16 protein-coding genes are annotated in these 25,508 nt (G+C 45.2%); 5 read left to right on the top strand and 11 right to left on the bottom strand.

What is annotated here, in order from left to right; genetic code table 11:
- Nucleotides 1-6: 6 nt before the first annotated feature.
- Together AC1DCV_RS28920 and ychF are read right to left on the bottom strand one after the other, a co-directional pair.
- Entirely contained in the window at nt 7-3,327 is a 3,321-nt protein-coding gene (locus tag AC1DCV_RS28920) for a HEAT repeat domain-containing protein (protein ID WP_477026442.1), read from the bottom strand.
- Nucleotides 3,328-3,506: 179 nt separating this feature from the next.
- Complete coding sequence (gene ychF / locus AC1DCV_RS28915) at nt 3,507-4,610, bottom strand: redox-regulated ATPase YchF (protein ID WP_441577045.1); 1,104 nt, start codon at nt 4,608-4,610, stop codon at nt 3,507-3,509.
- Nucleotides 4,611-4,677: 67 nt separating this feature from the next.
- Here ychF and AC1DCV_RS28910 point away from each other — a divergent pair, with 67 nt between their 5' ends.
- Nucleotides 4,678-5,910 carry a nucleoside recognition domain-containing protein gene (locus tag AC1DCV_RS28910; protein ID WP_477026441.1) on the top strand — a complete coding sequence of 411 codons (1,233 nt, stop codon included), beginning with the start codon at nt 4,678-4,680 and terminating at the stop codon, nt 5,908-5,910.
- Between the two features lie 79 nt (nt 5,911-5,989).
- Here AC1DCV_RS28910 and AC1DCV_RS28905 read toward each other — a convergent pair whose 3' ends face one another.
- The 7 genes from AC1DCV_RS28905 to AC1DCV_RS28875 form a co-directional block, all read right to left on the bottom strand.
- Nucleotides 5,990-7,396: a SusD/RagB family nutrient-binding outer membrane lipoprotein gene (locus AC1DCV_RS28905; RefSeq protein WP_477026440.1), complete on the bottom strand. Its 1,407-nt coding sequence runs from the start codon at nt 7,394-7,396 to the stop codon at nt 5,990-5,992.
- A gap of 11 nt (nt 7,397-7,407) precedes the next feature.
- Complete coding sequence (locus AC1DCV_RS28900; RefSeq protein ID WP_477026439.1) at nt 7,408-10,554, bottom strand: SusC/RagA family TonB-linked outer membrane protein; 3,147 nt, start codon at nt 10,552-10,554, stop codon at nt 7,408-7,410.
- A gap of 397 nt (nt 10,555-10,951) precedes the next feature.
- A complete protein-coding gene (locus AC1DCV_RS28895) occupies nt 10,952-11,695 on the bottom strand; it encodes a hypothetical protein (RefSeq protein WP_477026438.1) in 744 nt (247 codons plus the stop codon).
- 300 nt (nt 11,696-11,995) lie between these two features.
- Nucleotides 11,996-12,496: a PH domain-containing protein gene (locus tag AC1DCV_RS28890; protein ID WP_477026437.1), complete on the bottom strand. Its 501-nt coding sequence runs from the start codon at nt 12,494-12,496 to the stop codon at nt 11,996-11,998.
- A 44-nt stretch (nt 12,497-12,540) separates the two neighbouring features.
- Nucleotides 12,541-12,840, bottom strand: a complete 300-nt coding sequence (locus AC1DCV_RS28885) for a thiamine-binding protein (protein WP_477026436.1) — start codon at nt 12,838-12,840, stop codon at nt 12,541-12,543.
- A gap of 352 nt (nt 12,841-13,192) precedes the next feature.
- Entirely contained in the window at nt 13,193-13,990 is a 798-nt protein-coding gene (locus tag AC1DCV_RS28880; RefSeq protein ID WP_477026435.1) for an FkbM family methyltransferase, read from the bottom strand.
- Nucleotides 13,991-14,129: 139 nt separating this feature from the next.
- Nucleotides 14,130-15,650, bottom strand: a complete 1,521-nt coding sequence (locus AC1DCV_RS28875; protein WP_477026434.1) for a GNAT family N-acetyltransferase — start codon at nt 15,648-15,650, stop codon at nt 14,130-14,132.
- 178 nt (nt 15,651-15,828) lie between these two features.
- Between AC1DCV_RS28875 and AC1DCV_RS28870 the strand changes: the two genes are divergently transcribed.
- On the top strand, nt 15,829-17,031 hold the full coding sequence (locus AC1DCV_RS28870; RefSeq protein ID WP_477026433.1) for a glycosyltransferase: 1,203 nt from the start codon (nt 15,829-15,831) through the stop codon (nt 17,029-17,031).
- Nucleotides 17,032-17,033: 2 nt separating this feature from the next.
- Nucleotides 17,034-17,648 (top strand): acyltransferase, encoded by a 615-nt coding sequence (locus tag AC1DCV_RS28865; RefSeq protein ID WP_477026432.1) that lies wholly within the window; start codon nt 17,034-17,036, stop codon nt 17,646-17,648.
- Here AC1DCV_RS28865 and AC1DCV_RS28860 read toward each other — a convergent pair.
- Nucleotides 17,645-22,000, bottom strand: coding sequence for a PKD domain-containing protein (locus AC1DCV_RS28860; protein ID WP_477026431.1), 4,356 nt, complete (start codon nt 21,998-22,000; stop codon nt 17,645-17,647). The two genes, AC1DCV_RS28865 and AC1DCV_RS28860, sit on opposite strands and share 4 nt — an antisense overlap.
- Nucleotides 22,001-22,475: 475 nt before the next feature.
- Here AC1DCV_RS28860 and AC1DCV_RS28855 point away from each other — a divergent pair, with 475 nt between their 5' ends.
- Nucleotides 22,476-23,816 (top strand): lipopolysaccharide biosynthesis protein, encoded by a 1,341-nt coding sequence (locus tag AC1DCV_RS28855; RefSeq protein ID WP_477026430.1) that lies wholly within the window; start codon nt 22,476-22,478, stop codon nt 23,814-23,816.
- A gap of 10 nt (nt 23,817-23,826) precedes the next feature.
- Complete coding sequence (locus AC1DCV_RS28850; RefSeq protein ID WP_477026429.1) at nt 23,827-24,669, top strand: beta-1,6-N-acetylglucosaminyltransferase; 843 nt, start codon at nt 23,827-23,829, stop codon at nt 24,667-24,669.
- Between the two features lie 57 nt (nt 24,670-24,726).
- Here AC1DCV_RS28850 and AC1DCV_RS28845 read toward each other — a convergent pair whose 3' ends face one another.
- Nucleotides 24,727-25,497 (bottom strand): class I SAM-dependent methyltransferase, encoded by a 771-nt coding sequence (locus AC1DCV_RS28845; RefSeq protein ID WP_477026428.1) that lies wholly within the window; start codon nt 25,495-25,497, stop codon nt 24,727-24,729.
- Nucleotides 25,498-25,508 lie beyond the last annotated feature (11 nt).

The raw sequence follows: 25,508 nt of genomic DNA, 5'->3' as shown, positions 1-25,508 counted from the left end.
TACTTTTTAAGATACTCTGATCGCTGTTGGCAATATCTGAATAGGCAGTTCAACGGCATATTGCTGCTGTATGTTGCGCATGATATCAATACAGCGTGCTTTGTCTCCAATGGCTACTGTAGCGGAAATGTGAGCAATGATATGTCCGATATAGATGGCCGCCTCCGCGGATTTCCCGGCTTCCTTTTCCAGGAATCCGAAGATCCTTTCTTTGGCAACACGGGCTTTATTTACACGGCTGAGTACTATCCGGAAATAGGGTTCCAGCTGTTGCAGGTAATCCAGGTTACCTGCCGCATAACGCTCCAGGTAATTGGTGGCAAACAACTGCATGGACTCACTGGGATGTTGACTCAGCTTCATGAGATAAGTGCTGCCATCTGCTTCCCGGAAGAAACGCATCAGCAATTCCCGGCCAAAAGCCTGTATATCCGGTCTTACGCTGTCTGCTACGGCAACCAGTGTTTCCGGTGACCAGTCATTTTCTCCAAACTGTGTGCGGAAAAACTCCATGGCATTTTGCCGGGTGTCTTCCCATTTTGCATCCAGTAATCCAATGGCGGCATCACGTTCATAACGGATGCGTTCTACATTTTTATGAAAGAAATTCCAGCTCCATTCTCTTACGCTCAGCAGTTCGTGGTTGCCGGTAGCAATCACCTGTTTCAGCGACAAAGCCTGTGCAGGGATATACTTGTTCAGCACTACCAGTCCAAACTCCTGGGCCGATCTGTAATTGGAATATAGCAGGCGCAAAGCAGTGGCTGTATCTACATCCTGTAAATAATCGACCAGTTCATTACTGAGGATGGCCGCAATATCAGCATGCATGCCTTCCGCAGTTTCCTTACGCATCAGGCGTGGTACCAGCTCATTTACCAGGTATATGGCCAGGCGGTTATCCTGCTGCACCAACTGGCTGATCAACGGACGAATCGCATTTCGTACATCCGTGTACGTATTTAATATAATATGGAGTATCAGTTCGGGTCTTGCCAGCAATTCGTTCGATCCCATGGCGCCCAGTATATCCACGCCAGCTGCTCTTACGGGTTGGAAAGTATTATTCAGCAGGTTTTGTAACAGCTCATCAGATATCTCGGTGTAATTGAAATGTCCCTGTTTGAGCAGCAGCAACCTGGCGGCAAAAGCGTGACAGGCAGCTACCGGGCTTTTCAGCAGGTCTTCTATTACCGGTATACCCGTTTCCGTTAGTGCTTCGCGGCAGAAGTGTTCAATGATACTGCAGGCGTCATTCAGGTTGTCGTTACCGGCATCTGTAGCTGTTTTCAGCTCCAGTAAACCTTTGATGGCTTTAGTGCTGAGTATGCGGGCTTTGTCAAGTGGCAGATAACTTTCGTTAAGTTGCTTGCGTACAAAGTTGCGTACTTCTTTATAGGGTGAAAAGATCAGCTGCATGAGGAAGTCGGCATCTCCGAAACAGATCGCCTGATTTTCGCTGATCCATTGCAGCCCCTGTATACGTGCCAGCTCCAGCGGGCTTTTTATCAATACATAAAATAAGCCCAGTTCCGGTTTGGCAGGGTTATATCTTTCCTTTGCCAGTTCCATACCAAACATAGAAGGAATGCTGAAGGGATTGGCCAATAATCCGGCAATCACCTTTTCATCCATTTTATCTTTCAGGCTGCGATAGTCGGGATGTGATTTCAGTTGCTCCATGGCAAAAATATGCACCACTTCCATCCGTGCAGAAATCAGCAACTGGATGAAAGCCTGTGGTAGTTGTTGCCATAAATGCAGGTAAGGAACATCGCTCACAGGAGGTGCCGGCGCTTTCTCCGCCTGATATTCCGGTGGCACTGCTGCCGCGGTGATATTTTTTTCTGCTCCCCCCAGCCAGCCGAATAACTTCTTCAGCAGGTTATTCTTATCCTGATTTCTGGCAGCATCCGGATTGGCACCCAATACTGGTTTATTCTTCTCTGCAGCCTCCTCTTCCTTGAACATCCATTCTTTGTTGCCGGGCAACAATAGCATGTTGGAGGCATTACCGCGGAGTATATAATTAAGGTATACCGCACGGGAATTAGCCGGAAACTGTTTATAGATGGTAACATACCGGCCGTTTACATACCCGTAATCGCGGACCTGGTATTCCTTTGTGGCATCTCTTTCCTCTTCATATTGCAGCAGCAGCGCCGTAGAGAGGCGAACATACCGGGTATCTTCTGATGCCCCGAATTGCTGGAGCTCACGCAGCACACGGCGATGCAGATAAGCGCGTGTTCTGTCTGAGTACGCGAGTTTACTGGTGGGACGCTTCAGTTCCTTATCCGCCTGGAAGGATTCTTCCAATTCCGGTATAAATACTTTAGGCACCACTGTTTCTCCATCGTAGTCGAATCTGGTACCAGGATTTACGAACATGGAAGCTTCCCGTTCAAATCTGGCGGCCAGCAGCGCCACCATTCCCTGATCATCCCGCAGTTCCGCCTGTTTAAAAATGTGGCGGATATGCTGAAAATAGGATGGTCTTAATGGCAACTGGTGCAACAATGCCACCATGGCCTGTGCCACTGTTCTGTTTTCGTAAGCTACCAGGTACAGGTCTTCCAGCAACGGATAGTTCAATTGCTGTTGTGTGAGAACTCTTTCCTGTAACAAGTTGAAAAGTGCGGCCACATCATTGGAGCCGATGGTCGTCTGGAATATTTCAGGGAGGCGTTGTAAATAGGAAAGTACATGTGCGCTACGTTCTTCCGGAGGTAACACCAGGAGCAGACCGTTAGCGGCCAGCATCCGGATATTCAATGGCCAGGAGCCGTTATCCGCATAGGAACGAAGTACCGGGATAGCAGCAGGATCGGCACATTTGGCCAATGCCCACAGTGCGGAATAGCGTTGCAGTGCATCTCCTTTCTCTACCAGTTTTATCAGGTAGGGTACCGCTTCTTTTATTTTCCATTCTCCTGCTTTCCAGATGACGCGTGAAGTTTTCCAGTTGGTTTTATAACTGGAAGTGCCTTCGATGGCGTCCTGCAGGCGTCTTAAAACAGCGCGGTGTTTTACATCTGTTACCAGGGTTGTGTCTACCGGTACAAATGATAAATCCTGAACAGCTTCCTGTTCTCCCAGATAGCCTTTGCTTCGTTTTTCCTTTTCAAGGGCATCGAATATAGTAGTGGCGGCGGTAAGTGCTACAGGGCTTACCGTTTTGGTACCATCCTTCAGGGTTCCAAACCGTTTTCCGTATCTAAAGTTGACAAGATACTGTTCCGGGCCAACTTCACAAAGGTCAATTTCATAGGTCTTATCCGAGTTTCCTTCCCGGAAAAAGAGTTTTACGTTCCTGACAATTCGCATGAGCTAACATTAATAATAGTCGGCTAAGCTAATAAAAGAATTACAAATTGGAAGGACAAATTGGAAAGCGTGGATAAAAATTATATATGCGTGGACGTTAGGGGGTTAAATAGTGACGGGCCGGAATAAATCCGACCCGTCGAGTGTTGTAACCTTCACGGATATTTTCATGAAGTATCTTAAACGTTGAAACGGAAGTGCATCACATCTCCATCGGCAACAATGTATTCTTTTCCTTCTATGCGCAGGCGTCCGTTATCGCGGGCAGCCGATTCAGAACCGTATTTTACGTAGTCTTCGTACGCAATTACTTCTGCCTTGATAAATCCTTTTTCGAAATCTGTATGGATTACGCTGGCAGCCTGTGGGGCTTTCCAGCCTTTGTGAATGGTCCAGGCACGTACTTCCTGCACACCAGCAGTGAAATAGGTGATCAGTTCCAGCAGGTTGTAGGCAGAACGGATCAGACGGTTCAAACCTGGCTCAGTTAAACCGTATTCACTGAGGAACAGTTCCTTATCAGCCGGTTCGTCCATTTCGGAGATCTGGGCTTCAATGGTGTTGTTCATCACGATCACAGTAGCATGTTCTGCTTTCACAGCTTCCTGCAGGGCCTGTGAGTATTTATTACCTGTGTGAAGAGAAGCCTCATCTACGTTGGCCACATATAAAACGGGCTTTTCGGTGAGGAGAAACAGGTCGGCAATCGCTACGCGTTCCTCTTTGCTGAGGGCGAGTTCGCGGATATTACGACCTTTTTCCAGGTGTTCCTGGCATCTTTTCAGTATTTCAAATTCTATTTTTGCTTTAGGATCGCCACCGGTCTTCGCCATTTTCTCTGTGCGGGATACTTTACGTTCCACGCTGTCCAGATCTTTCAGCTGCAGCTCGGTATCAATGATTTCCTTGTCACTCACCGGGTTGATTTCCCCTTCTTCCCGAAGAATGTTTTCATCTTCGAAGCAACGGATCACGTGTACAATGGCGTCTACCTCACGGATATTGGCGAGGAACTTATTACCCAGTCCCTCTCCTTTGCTGGCGCCTTTTACCAGGCCGGCGATGTCCACGAACTCGATAGTTGTAGGCACCACGCGTTCCGGTTTTACCAGCTCTTCCAGTTTATACATACGTTCGTCAGGCACATCCACCTGTCCCACATTGGGTTCTATAGTACAGAAGCGGTAGTTGCTGGCCTGCGCCTTAGCGCTGTTGCTCACCGCATTAAACAAAGTCGATTTTCCTACATTCGGCAATCCTACAATTCCAACTTGCAAAGCCATTTTTTAAAATTTGCGCAAAGATAGGTTTATTTTAGTTTATTTGTTGATTGAATAAACCAATAATCTAATGGCATTAAACTACGTATGGCTGGGATTTTTTCTTATTGCATTTGTTGTAGCAGTTTTCAAGTCGGTAGTTTTACAGGACGCATCGGTTTTCGGGGACATTATGAACGGCATGTTTGCCAGTGCTAAAACCGGTGCGGAGATCTCTCTGGGCCTGGCCGGGATCATGACGTTATGGTTGGGAATCATGCGGATAGGCGAAGTAGCCGGTATGATCAACCGCTTTTCCAGGCTGGTCAATCCTTTTTTCTCGAAATTATTTCCTGACGTACCCAAAGGCCACCCGGCAATGGGGTCTATGATGATGAATTTTTCCGCCACCCTGCTGGGACTGGACAATGCGGCCACTCCCATGGGGCTCAAAGCCATGAAGGAATTGCAGGAGATCAATCCCAAACCGGAAGAAGCCAGCAACCCACAGATTATGTTCCTGGTACTGAATACGGCGGGTATGGTGCTGATTCCTACTTCGGTGATCGCCATCCGGCTGGCAGCTGGTGCCGCCAACCCCGCAGATATCTTCATTCCCACGGTCATCTCCACCTTTATGGCGTTTATCATGGGTATGGTCACCGTATCCATTTTCCAGCGGATCAACCTGTTCAAGCTGCCGGTACTGATCTTCCTGGGCATATTTGCCGGTATCATGGCCCTGCTATGGTTCTGGGTAAATAGTCTGCCTCCGGCAGAGATAGGCCCTAAAACCGCCGCTCTTGGTGGTGCGATCATTTTTGCGATTATTATTACCTTCCTGGTGGCTGGCATGGCAAAAAAAATAAATGTATACGACGCCTTTATTGAAGGTGCTAAGGAAGGATTCCAGGTATCTGTGCGGATCATTCCTTACCTGGTGGGTATGCTGGTAGCCATCAGCGTATTCCGTACTACCGGCTGTCTGGATTTTATTACCCACGGCATCGGGATGTTATTTGCCTGGATGGGTGTCAACACCGATTTCGTACCGGCGTTACCGGTAGCCTTTATGAAACCGCTGAGTGGTGGTGGGGCAAGAGCGCTGATGGTAGATATCCTGAAAACACATGGGGTGGATTCCTTTGTGGGCAAGTTAGCCAGCATTATACAAGGCACTACTGAAACTACCTTCTATGTACTAGCGGTATACTTTGGCTCTGTTAATATTAAATTGACCAGGTACGCGCTGGCGGCAGGTCTCATCGCCGATTTCTTCGGCATGCTCTGCGCGATACTGCTCGGCTACTACTTCTTCCATTAAGATGTTCTTTCATTAATAAAGAAACGGGTGACTAAGAAAGCTGTTCTTAGTCGCCCGTTTCTCTTAATAGCCTATTTACTTACTGGTCCCACCAGATATGATCCGTTAATTTTACAGAAGGCATATTAGCGCCATTACGGCTTTTCTCCGTGTCCGGATAAGCCAGCCGCCTGATAAACGTTGTCAGCTGGGCATTTTCAGGCAGATTGAAATTTTTGTATTTATAATCATAGCGGCGGGCATCATTCCAGGTGTCCGGATGCAGGAACTGGGCAGCATATTTCTCCTTCAGAATAAGGTCCAGTGTAATAGCCCCCTCACCCACGCCCACTGCGGGATTCCGGAGGTAAGCATTCCGCTTTGCGGTATCCACACCCACCTTATCCATATTGGCGGTAATACCCTGTATATAAGCGTCATAAGCAGTCTTTTTATCACCGCTCCTGAACGCTGCCTCGGCGGTGATAAACCGGCACTCTGCATAGGTGGCAACCAGCAAAGGCGCGCCAGGCCCGGAATAAAAGCCTTTCAGTGAAAGGTAGCATTCTTCCTTATTGGTACCTGATCCTATCCGGCCGGCGCCGTTGATGGTACCTCGGTAATCTCCAAACCTGGTAGTATCGGTAATCAGTGGCAACCGGGGATCAAATACGCCATAAGTCTTCCCATTCAGTGCATCTACAAAATGAGCGCTGAGCCAACCATCCAGGCTATTATTGGTGTTGTTAACGGCCGCCTGATTCCAGGGGCTGAGCGACTGAAACTGCAGCATCTGCGCATCGTCCGCATTGGTGGTATACGCATTGGCCAGCGCGGCTAATACACCAGCAGCATTATAAGTACCTTTTTTAGAGATATGATTGAGTATACGTGCCTTAATTGCGTAAGCAGTTTTTATCCAGGCACTGGTATTACCACCAAAAAGCAGGTCTTTGGAAGCATCCAGTTCGTATTTGGTATCTGTTTTTTTCAACTGCAGGATACCATCATCCAGTAAGGACAAGCAGTAGATATACACACTGTCATCCCCCGTATAAGGTGGCTGAATAACATGTGCATTGAATGCGCTGGAATAAGGTACGCTACCCCATAAGTCGTTCAGCATTTCCAGGTTGATGGCCATCATGACTTCGCCGGCGCCCACATGGCGGACAGCTCCCTGCTTACTTGCCTGATCTATCATATCATGAATGTCGGTCATGTTATCATATAGATTCTTCCAGGTAGTGCTGTAGTCGGTAGACTGGTACGTATCCGTAGCACCATCGGCGTTGGGTGATGCCAGGTATTGTACCAGGTAAGAAGTGATATTGCTCACCCGGTATACATTGGTGGCGGTGTGATAAGTAGCAGATACCAACAACCCATTGAGTGGCGGAACGGTAGCCTGATTCGGGTTATTGTTGATATCCAGCGATTTGCTACAGCCCTGGAGCAGTATGCCCGGCAATGATGCATATATTAATATAGTGAGTAGTTTTTTCATGATCAGCAGTTTTAGAAAGTAACTTGAAGGGTGGCCAGGAAACTACGTGTAGTCGGGTACGTGAACCCTGCAAAAGCATCCACATTACTACCGKAGCTATTTGAACTGGATTCCGGATCAAAACCAGTGTAGTTGGTATGCAGCCATATATTGTTACCTGTAAGCGTAATGCTGGCACCCGAAATCAGGTGGGTAGCGCTCAACAGAGATGCTGGAATCTGATAGGTAAAGCTCAGGGTGCGCAATCTGATCCAGGAAGCATCTTCCACAAAATTCTCTGTTACCCCACGATATACATTGCGATAGTACCCGGAACCATAGTTACGTCCATCAGGTCCCTTTGCCTGCTGGAGGTATACTTTCTGGGTGTTGGGAGAGCCATCTGCCAGTACACCGGGAAATACCGTCTGGTCAAAGCGATTGGCTGTAACGGCAGATTCACCGAAGGCTGCGAGGAAGTTAGCCAACTGATTGTATTTTTTTACGCCCTGCCGGGTATCAATCAATACAGATAAACTGAACGGACCGTAATTGAAGGTGTTGGTAATGCTACCGATCCATTTAGGCTGTGAATTACCCAGGTATTTCTGTGTACTGTTGATCAAAGGGAAGCCTGCACTACTKCCGGTTTGTCCAATGATCATCGGTTTGCTGCGATCGATCATCAGCGGGTCTTCCTTGTCGCTGCCATAATACCGCTGATAACTGGTACCGAAGATGGCGCCCACAGGGTAACCTTTAATGTATTTCATGGTAGCGGTAGAACCGGCATATCCGAAGTGCTCCGCAACATCGACTTCATCGAGGCCCTGGCCAAGACTGAGCACTTCGTTATGATTGGAAGAAAAATTGATGCGTATGTCCCAGTTGAAGTTTTTTGTTTTGATCGGGGTAGCATTCAATGATACCTCCACTCCGCTGTTACGGATAGAACCTATGTTAGTATAGTAATCATCGTAACCTGTTGCATTCGATACTTTCAATGGCATCAGGAGGTTGGTACTTTTGGAAGTGTACCAGGTAACATCTACGCCTAAACGATTATGCAGGAAGCGCAACTCGGCCCCTGTTTCAAAGGTATTGGCAAACTCAGGTTTCAGGTTAGGATCTCCCAACCGGTCGGCGCGGGTCCAGCCAATAGCAGAGCCACCGATCGGGCCATCTACCAATGGAATGTAACCGGAACTGGTGTTATAAGGCTCGGTATCCTTTCCAATCCTGGCCCAGGAAACCCGAACTTTACCGTACGACAAAATCCTTTCCGGGATTTTCAGGTGTTCTGTAAACAGATATGATAAACTTACGGACGGGTAAAAGAATGCACGGTTAGCTTTAGGCAAAGAGGAGCTAATATCTGTTCTTCCGGTCAGGTCCAGGTATAGCCAACGGTCCCAGTCAAGCGTCCAGTCACCAAAAATGCCCATCAGGTAATAGTTCTTCAGCTCCTGGCTTGTCAACACCTTTTTAGCGTTTTGTAAAATCAACAGGTCTGGTATATCCAGGGTATCCGCTTCAACAGATACCAGTTTGAATTTCTTCTGATAGATATCTTGTCCCAGTTTGAGATCTGAAGTTAATTTGGAGCTGATCTTATTTTTAAAATTGAGGATCAGCGTGGAGGTGAGCGCCCGTTTGTTCAAGGCATACTCATCTACAAAACCAAATTCATTGTCGGTACTGGGCACTTCTCCCACTACTCCTTTAGGTCCCGGAGCGGCGTGTGTAATGCTGCTGCTATAATGATCTGCTCCTACCCGGTAAAGTATCTCCAACCATTTAAAGGGCGTATAACTGAAATTCACATTGGCTATCACCCTGTTTACATTATCCACCAAACGGTTGCTGTACAATGTATACATGGGGTTATCTGTAGTGCCATAGGTCTGCTGGGTACCGTCTTCTTTTATATAATCGCGCATATTCCAACGTGGGGACCAGTAAACTAGTTGTTCTCCGTAGCGGTCAAAATTGGTACGGTTACCTCCGGAGTTTATATAGTTAATAGAAACGCCCATTTTAAATTTTTCACTTAGCCGCGCATCGCCACTCACCCGGGCAGAGTAGTTTTTATAATTGCTGAATGGAGCAATTCCKTTCTGATTGAACTGAGATAACGATGCCGCATATACGATTTTTTCAGTTCCACCGCTGACAGACAAAGTGTTACGAAACTGGCTACCAGTATTATAAGCCTGTTTGTATTTATCATACAGCACTTCCGGATGTGTGGAATCCAGTTTACGTGCATCCGCTACCGTTGGTCCCCATGAAGGCCAGAAGCTCTGGCTATCATATATACCGTTGTTACCCTGGCTATAAGTATTTTGTACATCTGGTGTTTTACCCACTCTTTCAAAACCGGCTGTGGTACTAAAGCTTACTCTCAACCGGCCGGCCTTACCGGACTTGGTGGTGATGATTACCGCACCGTTGCTTGCGCGCAGTCCATATAAAGCAGTCGCGGCGCCTCCTTTCAGAATAGAAACGCTCTCAATATCATCCGGGTTCAGATCAGCGGCACCATTGCTCATACCGCGGGTCTCCGGCTTGTTGCTAATGCCTACAAGTTCTGTTTCGTTATCCAGTGTAATACCATCTATTACAAACAGGGGCTGGTTGTTCTTGTTGGGATCCAGGGAATTAATGCCTCTTATCACCATACGGGAGCCCTGACCTGGCGCTCCACCTCCACTGGAAATTTGCACACCCGCAACTTTACCCTGCAGTGCATTTACTACATTCGATTGCTTAGACTGCATCAGGTCGGCCCCACTTACATCCTGGACCGCATATCCCAATGCACGCTTTTCCTTTTTAATACCCATAGCAGTTACTACTACCTGCTCCAGATTACGGGTATCTGGTTGTAACTGGATATCGATTGTGGTGCGTCCGTTCAATGGCTGCTCCTGCGACAGGTAGCCTACTGAAGTAAAAATGAGAATACTGTTGGCATCGGGTACTGTGAGCCTGTAAGTTCCATCCGCCCCCGTAGCGGTTCCTGAAGCATGGCCCTTTACCTGGACAGTGACGCCGGGAACCCCTTCGGTTGTACCGGAGGTAGTTACTTTACCAATAATAGTGTGATTCTGAGCGAGCAGCAAAAAGGGTAAGAAAAGGAAAGCGCCCGCCAGCGTCATAGCGTACAATGACTTCATGGCGATAGATTTTGGTTAAGAAGTTGTTACTTAAATATACGGGATCAAGTTGAAAAGTTGGAGGATAGTGTGAATTTTAAGCATAAAGTTTATAGTGCATAAAGAACACCCATCATTATAGTCAGCATTACCTTTTCATTATGTAGGCTCCGTCCAGGCTATGCTTAGCACCCGCTTAGTACCTGTAGAAGCAGTGCAGGAGAGGTGGACTTGATGCGGGGATGAGCTTCGGATGTATAACCGGGATGAAATTGAATAAGCAGATGGAAAGAGGTGAGAACCGGCCATAGCAGGGCTACTTCAGTGCCAGACTGTAGCTGCGGAAAGAGATTTACTATTGAAAAGAAGCAGGTATAAAGGGGTTATTGATCAAAATATCTCCGGAGGCAAGATCGCTTTATTCCAGTTGAATGATAGCTGGATATGCGTGTGTATAGATAAGTTTGGGAAGCAATTTCTTCCGCTTCGGGAACTTATGTTTATTAGCATATTTGGGGACCTGTGGTGCTGCCACCGCAATAATATCGGCAGCCATGTATTGCCTGTTGCCCGATGGGCCGTCTTTGTACATCGCTCTTACCTGGAAAACTACTACCAGTGAGCCCTGCCCGGGTACCTCCAGTGAAACATTTGTTTCCTGGAAAGTGGTGTCGGGGGCTATTATTAGCGTAACTGTTTCGCTACCCGCCACCTGACGTGATGTAAAATCGATACGCGTTGCGATCACTTTTACTTCCAGGGCAGTAATACCTTGATACCCGGCGATGGTTTGTGCGGGAATATTTAATATCCCGTTAGGGAGAAGCCGGGGAGCTACTGTAAAGAAACGATCTACTCCTGTATGCTGATTGAAGCGGAAACCTGTGATGGCGGCGTGATGATCGCCGGCAGCAATGAGCAGCTTGTTCAGCCGATTGATGTGACCGCCGTCACAATGGATATCCAGGTGGGGGTAGAAAGTATGACGGATAAAAGCGCCTTTCCTGCTGGCGATGCCAAAGCGTCGGGAGGCGCGGCGGGTAGCAGCCGTTTGCTGCACGCTTTCAGGCATACTGCGCAGGAAGTAGCTGCCATTGCGCTTATACCCAATGAGAGGACCGAGTTTTCCCGTAAAGGGAATAATAGACATTTGTTTTGCCATGGGAGATGATTTTGATTACTATAAATATAACATAATTCGGGGAACGTGTTTTCGGGATAGATGGAAGATTAGCTACTGGAAGTGTAATGGATATTGTTTAATATTCAACGATAGTTCTGGAGGGATTTGAGAATGGTAAACGCGAGTGCATTGGCATTTAGAGAACATTGAAAAAAGGATATTCCCCCGTTTTCAACCTGATCCAATATTGAGAAAGTGAAAGCTATAAAAGCGAAGATCCGGTACAGTCTGTGACTGTCCGGATCTTCGCTTTTATAGCTTATGCAGGTGCCTACTTTGTCAGATCGCTGCGACGTTAATGATCTTATTGACCTTCTTTACAAAATCCTCTGCTTCTGAAGGGCTGATCAGCCATTTTTGTTTATCTGATTCTATCAGCACCAGGTTTTCCCGGTTGGTACACCAACGTTGGTACTTTCCTATTTCGCTGGAGCGGTAGGTACCGAGGTATCCGAATACGCCTCCAAAAGCCAGTAAACGGGAACTGTTACCCAGGTCTTCTTCGGTTATACTTCTCAGTCTTACCACATCTTCCATCTCAATGGTGATACTATAAAGCGGGCGTTTGATAAGTATAGCCGTTGCCGTGATAGTATAATATTGGGGGCTCAGGCTCCAGGCCACCACGATAACCGGTATCAGAATAAAGAGCAATATTGTTGTAGTAACAGAGTCGTGAGAAATATCAGTGATCTGTCTGCATAAAAAAACCAATGTAAGAATGATGACAAGGTTAGTGACCAGTTTTGAATTATCATCCAATGGGGCGGCGTATCGCATAAGTTCCTCTCCTTTTGTTCGACCGGTAAGATAAAAAAATTTAGCTATATGCTGTCATACTTCCCTGTTTTTTCTTCCATGGTCACATCGCTGTCTTTTCTTATCTGCATTTTTATATACACTAATAACTGAGATGCACCTGCTTTAAAACATACTTCCTGGGTTTGACGAACCACTTCCATCAGCTCTTCGTAGGTTCCTTCCATCACTGTTTCGAAAGGGCATACCCTGTATTTTACACCGGATGCCTGGATCACGGCAATAGCCTCATCTACGACCGCATAAACCTGCTCAGAAGGCACTGAAGGAATGATTTGTAGCGCTAAATTGATCTTATTACTCATCTTCTTAATTATTTATTATTTATTGATTATTAATTATTTAATACGATATACTTACCAGATTAGTTTAAGTTAAAACGCTTCCAAAATAATAATTTTTTACGGAACCGGGATAGAATAGCCGTTTCATTCCTAAAGAATCAATTTAAGTAATTGTTGTTGATATTTGTTAATCAATAATTTATGTAATGGAAAATAGTTTCGGAACAGATCAATGACAACTCATTTGTTTTCGTTATGTATATAAATAATATACCATCCATTTTCCGGTTATTTGGATGTTTTTCCTTCACAAAATACGAAGGCAACACGTCCATTAAAACGTATTGCCCTTCGCAAAAGCAGTTACCGGTATTTATTTTTTGATGGCGAGATAATTAAACTCGTCGAGTCTTTCAAAAGTAAAATCAGCCAATGAGCTTAATTTATCGTTTACAGTATTGTCCCCTTCATAACGTTCAAAAATAATACGAAGTTGAGGTGTTTGGTGGATGAATTGCCTGGCTCCTTCCAGCACTTCCGTTTCCATTCCTTCCACATCCAGTTTTACAACCAGCCGGCTGCCCGGGGCAAATCCAAGTTCTGGTAGCAGATCATCCAGTTTTTCGATGGGAATATTTCCACCTTCTTTGTTATCGCGGTCTATATAACTCGAGCCTGTAACAGTACTCATAATATTGAAGTTTACCTTTTCCTGGTGACTTCCAAGGCCGCAGGCAAAAAGCTTTACTTTGCCGCCTACATTATTCAGCTTTATATTCTCTTCTACCGCTTTAAAATTAACTGGTTCAAAAGCAACGCAGGGCACTCCCAGACCACCCAGCCAGATATCATATTCACCTATACAGGCGCCGATATCAATAAACCCATCCAGCTTGCCCTCATCCAGTTGTTGTTTCAGGTAGTTACGGACTCGTTTCTCATAAGCATAGTTAATGAACTGAAAATCGGTTGTACCTGCCCTTATCCTGAAACGCCCTAATGCAGATGTGGCCTGCCAGCCCTTCTGCGTAGGTTTGTTTAATAATACCAACTTAAGGGAAGCCTGGAGGGATTTCCAGTCGTTGTGCCGGATATACTCACTAAAGTAGGCCAGGTACTGTTTGTATTTGGAAAGATTTCTCCATGAGGGATAATAGGCTGCATCTTTCATAACCGGGGAGTTTACTTAAATCTACAAATAAAAAAGGAAAGCTGCAATCCCTTGCGTACTGCAACTTTCCTTGTTTACTAACTTTTTTATATCCCTGAAAAACTATTCCCAAAAATGTATACCAGTAACTACCTGGTAATCACTTTTTCTTCCATTTTACTTCGTAAAGATCTTTACGCATATCTTTTTTTGTCTGCACACTTCCAAACGCATGCAATTCTTTTAAAAGCACAAGATCCACATCGGCGATAACCACCATTTCTGTATTGGGAGTAGATTCTGCTTTGATGCCTGTTACCGGAAATGCAAAATCTGAAGGTGTAAATACCGAAGATTGTGCATATTGTAAATCCATGTTATTTACTTTAGGCAGGTTACCAATACAACCAGCAATGGCTACATAGCATTCATTCTCGACGGCCCTTGCCTGTGCGCAAAAGCGTACACGGTTATATGCATGCTGGGTATCTGTCATAAAAGGAACAAAAAGGATCTGCATCCCCTGTTCGGCCAGGATACGTGAAGGCTCGGGGAACTCCACGTCATAGCAGATCTGTATTCCTATCTTGCCGCAATCCGTGTCAAACACTTTTATCTCACTTCCACCTTTAATACCCCAGGCCGACACTTCTCCCGGCGTTGGGTGGATTTTGATATATTGCTCATAAGTCCCGTCCCGACGACACAGATAAGAGATATTATACAGGACTTCGTCAATTACGATGGGCATGCTCCCGGAAATGATATTCACATTGTAGGCAACTGCATGCTGCTGGAAAATTTCCCGCAGCTTATCTGTGTACTTTGCCACCCCTCTGATCGCTCCGGCAGGATCCATCTGGTTAAATTCCTTCATCAGCGGAGAGTTGAACAACTCGGGGAACACCACGAAGTCTGATCCATAGTCACTCACCGCATCAATGAAATATTCAACCTGTTGCAGAAACCMTTCCAGACTGCCATAATCCCGCATCTGCCACTGCACCAAGCCAATACGTACGGTAGATTTATTGTAACGGATGGTGTCCAGGTCTTTCTCATAGTAAATATTAAACCACTGCAGCAGGGTGGCAAACCCCATAGACGCCTCATCATTCGGCAGATAATTTTTAAGTATTTTCTTTACCGTGAAATCATTGGAGAACTGAAAAGTTAAAGTAGGATCATAAATCTCACGGTCCTGCACTTTTTCTATATACTCTCTGGGCGACAAACGTTCCGCATACTTCTCATAGTTGGGAATACGGCCACCAGCTACAATCCCCTGCAAATTCAGTTGCTCACAGAGGTTTTTACGGGCATCATACAAACGCCGGGCGAGTCGTTTACCCCGGTAGTCCGGGTGAACAAACACTTCTATACCATACAATATATCTCCCTTTGGATTATGGGTATTAAAAGTATAATAACCGGTGATCTGCTCATAAGTATGGCTATCTCCAAACTTCTCGTAGTCTACAATAATAGCCAAAGCGCATCCTACCACTTTGTCATTCACCGTTACCGCGATCTGACCTTCAGGAAAAAGCGTGATCAGTCTTTGTATGGTAGGCTCTCTCCAGTAGCTGCCGGCCATATCTGCATAAGCAGACACCATAGATTCTTTCAGGTCCAGGTAGTCCTCTACCGTTAGCGTCCTGATTTCAATTGTTTCCGACATAGAATGATTTTCTGTTTTAAATTAAAACTCAGTCCCTTAGTGACTTGTTCAATAATATTGAATTTTTTATTTACTTTGTGGATTAATTTAACAACTGCAATAATTTAACCATACCCCAGGTAAACCTGTTACCAAATATTACATTTATTCAAACCGATACACTTTAGACCTTACTACTGTGCCTTTAATCCAAAACAGAGATATAGTTATTATAGGGCTTCAACAATGGTATACCGCTATTGGCAGCAACTGTAAAAACATTGCGCAGGAGTTTGCGCGGCATAACCGGGTGTTATATATAAACGCTCCATTAGACAGACGTACTATTTTAAACGGGAAAGGAGATCCCAATGTGCAGTATCACCTTGACACTAAGGATAAAAAAGTGCCGTCCATTGTGCCTATTAGCGACAATCTATGGAACTTCTACCCTTCTGTTGTGCTGGAATCCATTAACTGGCTCCCCTTTACCCCCCTGTTCTCATGGTTTAACAAACGTAATAACCGGAAGTTCGCGGACAGTATCAGAGAGGCGGTAACAGCGATGAATTTCAAAGACATCATCCTGTTTAACGACAATGATATATTCCGGGGATACTACCTGAAAGAGTTACTTCAACCGGAAAAGTATGTCTATTACAGCAGAGACTATCTGCTGGGAGTACCTTACTGGCAAAAACATGGGTTGCAACTGGAACCCCGTCACATTGCCAAAGCCGATGTGGCAGTCGCAAATTCACTGTACCTGGCGGAAATGCTGCAAAAGTATAATCCTTCCAGTTACTATGTTGGCCAGGGATGTGATTTACAACTTTTTGATGCCAATATAAAACATCCGGTTCCAACTGATGTTCCTGTTGGAAAGGGACCTGTAATAGGTTATGTAGGTGCACTTAAATCACTGCGACTGGACATCAGCATCCTGCTTAAAATAGCCAGGGAGCGCCCCGAATGGCAACTGGTACTGGTGGGGCCGGAAGATGAGGACTTCCTCCAATCGGATCTGCATCAGCTTCCGAATGTTCATTTCACCGGCAAAAAAGACATCTCCGTACTTCCGGCTTATGTGCAGTCCTTTGACGTATGCATCAATCCACAAGTCCTGAATACTGTTACTGTTGGCAACTACCCTTTAAAAATTGATGAATATCTGGCGATGGGAAAACCTGTTGTAGCTACTGCCACCAAAACGATGGAGTTATTCAAAGATTATGTATACCTCGCTGCCACACCAGATCATTATATTCCACTGATAGAAGAAGCTTTATCGGAGAATTCCGGTTCTCTGGCAGCAGAACGCATACAATTTGCAGGTACTCATACCTGGGAAAATTCCGTGACGGCAATTTACCAGGCCATATTAAACACCAGCAGCCATTAATTATGACTATCATAAACAACATAAAACAACGTCCCGGCCTAAAAAAACTGGCTTTATACCTGCTGATGCCTAAAAATCAGGCACGCCCCCGTAAATGGGTACAATGGTTTGTCAACCCATTCAAGCATAAAAAAGGAAAGGGCTCTCTGATAAGAAGGCGTACCAGGATAGATGTACTTCCATTTAATACGTTTATACTTGGCCGTTATTCAACCATTGAGGATTTTGCTACTGTCAATAATGGAATGGGAGCAGTCATTATCGGCGACCATACCAGAATAGGAATTGGAAATGTTGTCATCGGTCCTGTGCGTATAGGCGATAATGTTATACTGGCACAAAACATTGTATTATCAGGACTTAACCATGGTTATACCGACCCCAATGTACCTATTGCGCTACAGCCCTGCTCTGTAGCCGAAATAATAGTGGAAGATGATTGTTGGATTGGCGCCAACAGTGTTATCACTGCAGGTGTAACTATTGGACGCCACTCCGTAGTAGCTGGTGGTAGTGTAGTTACCAAAAACGTTCCCCCTTATACGGTAGTAGCCGGCAATCCTGCCCGCCCTATCCGCCAATACCAGCCTGCAACCGGTACCTGGGAAAAAATCTAATTGGTTACCTTGACAAAATGCCCGGTCCAACGGAAACTATCACCTTCTCCTTTCACCTCCATCAGATAATATCCGGTAGGCATGTTAGTGATGTTGATGTCCGTCTGGAATGATTCACCGATGGTATACCTGATATTCTGGTGTAGTCTTCCTTTCACATCAAATATACGCACCTGCAAAGGAGCAGTACCTTTCCGTATCACATGCAGGCGGATATAGCTCACAGCGGGATTAGGGAAAATGCGGGCAGAGTCTTCTACATGAAGATCCTGACTTGATGCGATTACTGTAACATGAAACAGCGTCGAGGCAGTAGCCCCCAAGTTGTCCGTTACAAGAAGCTGGAATTTATAGTCCCCTGCCTTCAGGCTTTTGATCAGTGTTTGCGCACGGTCAGGGTTTATAATTTCCGCCGTTGCCGGCCCGGATACCTGCGACCATGCATAGGTCTTAATGCTTCCATCTGTATCATAGGAAGCAGTACCGTCTGCAAAAACTGCATCTATTGGCAGTTGTACAATTCGGTCACCGGCAGTTAACGCTACCGGTGGTTTGTTCTCCACTACCGCAGGCAATACCAGTACATTTATAGTAGCTGCTGCTGTGGCTTGCTTGTCATCCGTTACTGTCAACTGGTAGGTGTAAGTACCTGCTACCAGATTACTGATGTTGGTTTTAGCCTGACCTGCTGCAGAAAGATTTCCACCGGCAGGACCCGCAGTTTTCTGCCACAACCAGGTCGTAATTTGTCCATCCGGATCGGTAGAAGCGCTTCCATCCAGTGAAGCAGTGTTAACAGGTAGCTGAACCTGGATACTGTTACCTGCGTTGGCTACCGGCGGTTTGTTTGGTTCAACCGCTGCCAGTACTTCCACGTTTACACTGGCACTGCTGCTGGCGCCTGAATTATCTGTTACCGTCAACTGAAAAGTATAGGTACCTTCCTGCAGACTACCCACATTCGTTTTTGCGGATCCAGCTGCAGAAAGATCTCCACCGGCAGGGCCAGCAGTCTTCTTCCACAACCAGGTAGTAATTTGTCCATCTGCATCGGTAGAACCACTTCCATCCAACGAGGTACTATTCACTGGTAACTGAATCTGAATATTATTGCCGGCATTGGCTACCGGTGGTTTGTTTTGCGGAACCGCTGCCAGTACCACTACGTTTACACTGGCATTGCTGCTGGCGCCCGAATCGTCTGTTACTGTCAGCTGAAAAGTATAGGTACCTTCCTGCAGATTATCTGCATTCGTTTTAGATGCCCCGGCTGCAGTAAGATCGCCGCCGGCTGGACCAGCAGTCTTCTTCCACGACCAGGTAGTAATTTGTCCGTCTGCATCGGTAGAACCACTTCCATCCAATACGGCAGTATTCACGGGTAACTGAATCTGAATATTATTGCCGGCATTAGCTACCGGCGGTTTGTTTTGTTGAGCCGCCGCCAGTACCACTACGTTTACACTGGCACTGCTGCTGGCGCCTGAATTATCTGTTACTGTCAGCTGAAAAGTATAGGTGCCTTCCTGCAGATTACCTGCATTTGTTTTAGCTGCCCCGGCGGCAGTAAGATCACCGCCGGCTGGGCCAGCAGTCTTCTTCCACGACCAGGTAGTAATCTGTCCATCTGCATCAGCAGAACCACTTCCATCCAAAGAAGCACTATTCACTGGTAACTGAATCTGAATATTATTACCGGCATTGGCTACCGGAGGTTTATTGATAATCGCCGCCAGTACTACTACGTTTACGCTGGCAACGCTGGTGGCGCCTGCGTTATCTGTTACGGTTAGCTGAAAAGTATAAGTACCTTCCTGCAGATTACCTGCATTTGTTTTAGCTGCTCCGGCGGCTGTAAGATCGCCGCCGGCAGGGCCAGCAGTCTTCTTCCATGACCAGGTAGCAATTTGTCCGTCTGCATCAGTAGAACCACTTCCATCCAATGACACACTATTTACAGGCAACTGAATCTGGATGTTATTGCCGGCATTGGCTACCGGTGGTTTATTGGCGGCCGGCTTAACGATGACACTCACCCGGGCGGTTCCCGTTAATCCTTTGCTATCAGTAACTGTAAGTTCATATACAAAAGTTCCCTGAGTAAGCCCCGTAATACCGGGTTTAGCTGTATTACCATTAGTAATGATGTCCCCGGCCGGGCCACTTATCTTTTTCCATGCATAGCCCGTGATTGTACTCCCACTTGCAGCTTTGGAGCCTGACCCATCGAGGGCTACATTGTTGACTGGCAGGGTAATAGTAATATTGCTCCCGGCATTTGCCAGTGGCGGGGAGCTGGTTCCCGCTTTCAGTTCAAAAGCACCTACATCATATTTTAGCTGTTGCGGACGAGACGTGCTATCATAGTCCGTATTCAAATTAAAATCACTCATATCCCGGCCTGCATCTACTGCTGAAGATGTTGGCAGCAGGTGATAATTTTTGCTGGCGCTATCTACAAAATTGGCAGCAGCCTGACTTGGATAACAGAGATTATTTGAATAGAGCAATTTAATAGGCAGGTCTCCTTTTATATACATCCCCCTTACCGGATAGTCATAAGCAGTTCCTTTCTGCACCATCAGGTTGTTATACACCTGGTGTCCGATGGGAGTCTGATACGCAAAGATCTTGATCGCATTCGATCCGTTATCTGTATTGATAATGGTATTGTTATAAATAACGGCAGCCGGAGGAGGAAAAATATCCGGCGTAGTATTAGCCGGGATTTTGTCAGACACATTAATGCCTTCATAATGGATATCTGAGATCACATTATTATAGATCTCACTTACACCAGATCCGAAGATGGTTACTCCCGGCATGTAACCCACTGAAATATTGTTATTATATACTTTGAGGCTCGAACCGGAGCCAACGAGAATACCGTAACCTTGCGCGGAATTCTGTGACATGCCATAGTTTACAATCCGGTTATTGAAAACACGGTTATCTCCGTCTTTTGCCATGGAGATCTGCATCGCATCGCTACCAATGTTTTCGAGATAATTGTCATATACCTGGATGTTTTCTATCCAATGTGAGCGCATATCGGTACAGGTGCCTTCTGTCCAGAAATAATGGGTATTACCTATGTAGAAGCCTTCCCATAATGAGTTCAGACACTTGATGTGGTGAATTTTCACATTCTTCATCACATAACTTCCTTCCAGGTATTGCGGTTGCGCGCAGGTTTGCAGGGTTTTAGCCTGCAACATGATGCCTCCGTCATGAATAAATATGTTGTGGACATCAAAATCGGAGCTACCTACCCCAAGGGTCAAACCAAATATCTGTAAGCCCGTAATATTAGTACCATTCAGGTCAAAGCCATATTCATAATTTTTATCTCCGCTACCGCTGATCTCCACAAACCGACAGGTGGGCGCATTAAAAACAGCAGCAGTTCCCTGGTTTTTGACACCCAGTTTTACCTGTCCTCCGCAGTTCGTGATCACAACAGGTTTTGCAGCGGTACCGGTAATATTACCCAAATGAAGGTACTCATACTCTCCTGCCGGAATACACAATGTATCACCTGGTTGAACACCCAATGTAGCCATAGCGTTCGGGTAGTACATTTCTGCACGTCCGTTGGCGGTGTTGGTCATTGGCACTACAATACGCCGGCCACCTGTAACAGGCGGTGTTACCACTCCACTTTTGGAATATTGTAACATCCATTCGTACATATTTTTATTGTTTTCTTTATAGGCGGGATCATAGGCCTTCGTCCATGCGTCATGGCCGGAAGCATTGAAAATGGTGACCCTTGCAAGCGGATTTGGTGTTGGTGTACTGGCGTTGATATCCTTCACCCAGTTAATGGAATAGTCTGGCGGTACGTTGGGATCTACCTGATTATGGAAAGCCCAGATCGGTGTATTGTTGCCCGCGATATTTGCTGCCAGTGTGGTGGTAGGAGGATAATAACCACAAACAACCGCCGAGGCGGCGAATGCTTTTGCTTCTGTTTTATTTTCGGATAGGGCTCCCCACGTTTCTCCTCCTCCCATACTTAACCCTGTAAGATAAATTCGGTCAGCGTCAATATCATATTTTGTAAGCAGGTAATTTTTAAATTTAATCGCATCGGCAGACCCCGGCCAGGTATTGAACTGGGGGGAAATTACTATAAACGAAAAATCTTTGTTATTGACAGTGAAGGTGGTAGGGAATTTGCCCTGTGCAATTACTTTAGGGAGACCATTATTTAATACTGCTGAAAGGGGGGCACCAGAACTGGCCAGTTCACCTACTCCATGAAAGAAAATGATAAGGGGATACTTTTTACCACTGCCAGGTGTATACCCGGCGGGAAGATATTCATAGAAACCTTTTATGTTAGTCATTGTTGGATCACTGAAAGATCTGGCAGTTTGTACCTGACCAAAGCTCCGGGGGGATCCTAAAAACAACAGAAATAAAATAGCGCCTAGCCTATAAATGCTGCGGCACAAAGGTTGCCTTAGCGATAGCAAAAGGTTAATCATAAAATTATATGGCTTGCAAAGTTTTTAAAAATCTATCCTCATAGTTTCTCCTTAAAAAGTTTCCCAATAGAAAGCTTCCGATATTACAAAGAAAGCTTTTTTTTTAATCACATAATTAAAAAAATTAACATATATGTGCACAATAAATAAAGTATAACTATTTTACATTTATACTTATTTGTTTATTTTCAATTTATAGCGGTCAATCTCTTCTTTTTTTTCGACGAAAAAAACTACCTTTGCACTTTCAGTATCTAAATAATTGCCCCTTTTTTTAAACCTCATCCTATTAAAGACCATGATTTTCACATAATACGATTGTAATTATTGTTTCATGGCTTTTAAGTTTTTATCGGTTTTTCGTAACAGGCACTTTCATTCTCTTCTGGGGAATGTGATAATGGCTTTCTTCAATGTACTCTCTTTTGCACTGCTGGTAAGAATGCTTTCTTTAAGTGCTTTCGGAGAGTGGGTATTGTTTCTTGCCACCTATAATATCCTGGATCAGATACGTACGGCTATGCTACAGTCAGGCATCATCAAGTTCAGCGCAGGAGTTGACGAAGCGGTCAGCAGACAGGTGACAGGAGCTGCCTGGTACATTTCCCTGCTACTTACCCTTTCCTTTATCATACTTTCGTTTGTTGTGTATGCGGTAGCCTTTCCATTATTCAGCCCTACCTGGCATTTCTTCCTGGGATGGCTGGGTATCATGACTTTACTTTCCCTTCCGTTTAACTTTGCCACCTGGGTATTACAGGCTGCACACAGATTTGACAAGATTGTACAGATCCGCTTTTTACAGAACGGTTCTTTTCTTGTGTTACTGGGAGTGTTGTTCTTTTTAAAACAGGTAAATCTGCATAATGTGTTGTACGCCTATTCATTATCCCTGCTGGCAACAAGCATCTACTGTCTGGCGTTCAAGTGGACTGCGATAAATAGCATGGCCGCCAGAACCAGGCAGCACGTGAAGGACTTATACCACTATGGCAGGTTGATAGTAGGCAGTATGGTTTCCTCTTCCCTGCTGAACTACTCTGATAACCTTGTTCTCAGAACAATGCTCAGTCCCGCTGCAGTTGCGATTTATAGTATTCCTCAAAAATTCATGGAAGTAATTGAAATTATCCTGCGGAGTTTTGTCGCCACTTCCCAGCCTACTATTTCGGGAGCTGCCAACCGAAATGACTGGAAGGGAGTATCCTATGCGTTTTGTAAATATACCGGCACAGTCACTATTATGATCATTCCATTTGTTGCAGGGCTACTGCTGTTCACCAAACCATTGATCATCATCCTGGCAGCAAAAGCTTATCTGCCAGCCACCGATATCGTCAGAATATTCCTCTTATCTGCTATCCTTTATCCTATTGATCGTTTCATTGGGGTAACACTGGATATGATCAATAAACCGCTGATTAACTTTTACAAGAACCTGTTGAAGCTGGTATTAAATATTGTGCTCGATATTGCGTTGGTGCTGATGTTTGCGGATATACGTGCAGTGGCTATTGCCTCTTCTCTCAACCTGTTATTTGCTGTTATTTTTGGATACTATTTTCTTCGTCGTTCTCTTTCTGATGTAAGTATAAAAAGTATCTGGCAGAATGGCTGGCAAGAATGCAAAGGGCTATTGCTAAAAATAAAAATGTTCCGTTTGCAGTACAAATAAATATCCGCACATGAAGCAAGCCTTTATTATACTGAGTCATAAAAATCCGCAGCAGTTACGTCGCCTGCTGGACAGACTGCAACATCCGGAAATAGATTTTTACATTCACCTGGATGCCAAGTCTGATATCAATGAGTGGCAGATAGCGATGAATTTACCACAGGTATTTTTTATTGAAAAAAGAGTAGATGTTACCTGGGCAGGATATGGTACTATCCAGGCCGCACTGAATGGCATAGCAGCCATAGTTGCATCTGGTCATCAGTATGGCTTTCTGCATCTCATCAGTGCACAGGATTATCCGCTGGTACATGTAAATAAGATACATGATTTTTTTGCCGCCAATCCCCGCCGGCAATTCCTGGATATATTACCGGAAGCTGAACTTCAACGTGTAATAACAAAAATAACGTCTTTTCATTTTGAAGACCTCCGTTTACCGGGTAAATACAAAATTGCCGGATTATTAAATAAGATACTGCCTGCAAGGCGGCATCCCCTGGACCTGGAAGTATATGGGGGTTCGCTGTGGTGGAGCCTTACACAGGAATGCGCCGCATGGTGCCTGGCATATGTCAACGCGCATCCTGAGCTAAAAAGATTTTATAAGCGTACCTGGGGAGGAGACGAATTCATATTCCAGACCATTATTATGAATGGTCCTTTCAAAAACAGCGTGGAAAATAATTACCTCCGCTATATAGACTGGTCTGAAGGGAAAGCACATCCTAAAACATTTACCTCCGGCGATTTTGACAAAATTATCCGGTCGGGACAACTACTGGCCAGGAAATTTGACCTCGAAAAAACACCCGACTTACTGGACAAAATTGATGGCACCATCAGGGGCTAAGCATAAAAAAGGTTGATTCATGGTGAATCAACCTTTTTTATGCTGAATATCTACTCGTCAGTTTACACTTTTCCGCCACAAAGTATTAAAGCCTCCAGTAAAACTATATGGTAACAGTTCGGCAACCTGGCAATCCAGTGTTTGAAGGAATTTAACTCTTTTTGTAACCAGGGAAAAAGGAAATACATCTTCCACAAAATTAGTTTTTGCAAACTGTACTATTTTAAAGTTGCTGATCTCTGCCAGTTGCTGCAAATCCCTACGTGTAAAGAACTGCACATGATCGAGATTATCTGCCTGGGATTGTGCAGTAGTACCTTTAAATCCTAATGCGCTTTTTACTTTATTGATAGAAGTCCACAAAGCAGGATTGTTACGTGCCTTTAGCATAGGGCGGGTCACACACAATTCCCTGGGACCATTACCATTTGGAACCGTCACCACCAATAACCCATTATCTTTTAAAGATGCATGAATGGTATGTAATAACAGGTGTGGCTGATCCAGATGTTCCAACACTTCACTGCATATCACAGCATCGTATGTTTCACCCTGTGCAGTCAGTTCTTCTGCGCTAATGGCGGCAAACCTCACGTTGGAATAAGTATTACGCTGATTGGCTACTGCAATAGTTTTTTCACTGATATCTATCCCCAATACTTCATATCCAAACTGCCCGAGATGACGACTGATAACGCCATTACCACATCCCACATCCAATACGCGGCCTCCATCAGGAATGTTTTTCTTCAGACTGTCGGTAATAAAATTCAGCCGCTTGATATCGGTTATGCGGTTATATTCGTAAGTGATTGCGGTCTTTGTCATATTGAAATTGA

This window comes from Chitinophaga sp. 10T418 (assembly GCF_056394125.1).
Note: the sequence above shows the minus strand (reverse complement) of the source record. Positions and strands in the feature narration are given on the sequence as shown.

Bases quoted from the DNA above. Each gene is read 5' to 3' on its own strand.
- AC1DCV_RS28920 (WP_477026442.1), bottom strand. From the start codon at position 3,327: ATGCGAATTGTCAGGAACGTAAAACTCTTTTTCCGGGAAGGAAACTCG.
- ychF (WP_441577045.1), bottom strand. From the start codon at position 4,610: ATGGCTTTGCAAGTTGGAATTGTAGGATTGCCGAATGTAGGAAAATCG.
- AC1DCV_RS28910 (WP_477026441.1), top strand. From the start codon at position 4,678: ATGGCATTAAACTACGTATGGCTGGGATTTTTTCTTATTGCATTTGTT.
- AC1DCV_RS28905 (WP_477026440.1), bottom strand. From the start codon at position 7,396: ATGAAAAAACTACTCACTATATTAATATATGCATCATTGCCGGGCATA.
- AC1DCV_RS28895 (WP_477026438.1), bottom strand. From the start codon at position 11,695: ATGGCAAAACAAATGTCTATTATTCCCTTTACGGGAAAACTCGGTCCT.
- AC1DCV_RS28890 (WP_477026437.1), bottom strand. From the start codon at position 12,496: ATGCGATACGCCGCCCCATTGGATGATAATTCAAAACTGGTCACTAAC.
- AC1DCV_RS28885 (WP_477026436.1), bottom strand. From the start codon at position 12,840: ATGAGTAATAAGATCAATTTAGCGCTACAAATCATTCCTTCAGTGCCT.
- AC1DCV_RS28880 (WP_477026435.1), bottom strand. From the start codon at position 13,990: ATGAAAGATGCAGCCTATTATCCCTCATGGAGAAATCTTTCCAAATAC.
- AC1DCV_RS28865 (WP_477026432.1), top strand. From the start codon at position 17,034: ATGACTATCATAAACAACATAAAACAACGTCCCGGCCTAAAAAAACTG.
- AC1DCV_RS28860 (WP_477026431.1), bottom strand. From the start codon at position 22,000: ATGACTAACATAAAAGGTTTCTATGAATATCTTCCCGCCGGGTATACA.
- AC1DCV_RS28855 (WP_477026430.1), top strand. From the start codon at position 22,476: ATGGCTTTTAAGTTTTTATCGGTTTTTCGTAACAGGCACTTTCATTCT.
- AC1DCV_RS28850 (WP_477026429.1), top strand. From the start codon at position 23,827: ATGAAGCAAGCCTTTATTATACTGAGTCATAAAAATCCGCAGCAGTTA.
- AC1DCV_RS28845 (WP_477026428.1), bottom strand. From the start codon at position 25,497: ATGACAAAGACCGCAATCACTTACGAATATAACCGCATAACCGATATC.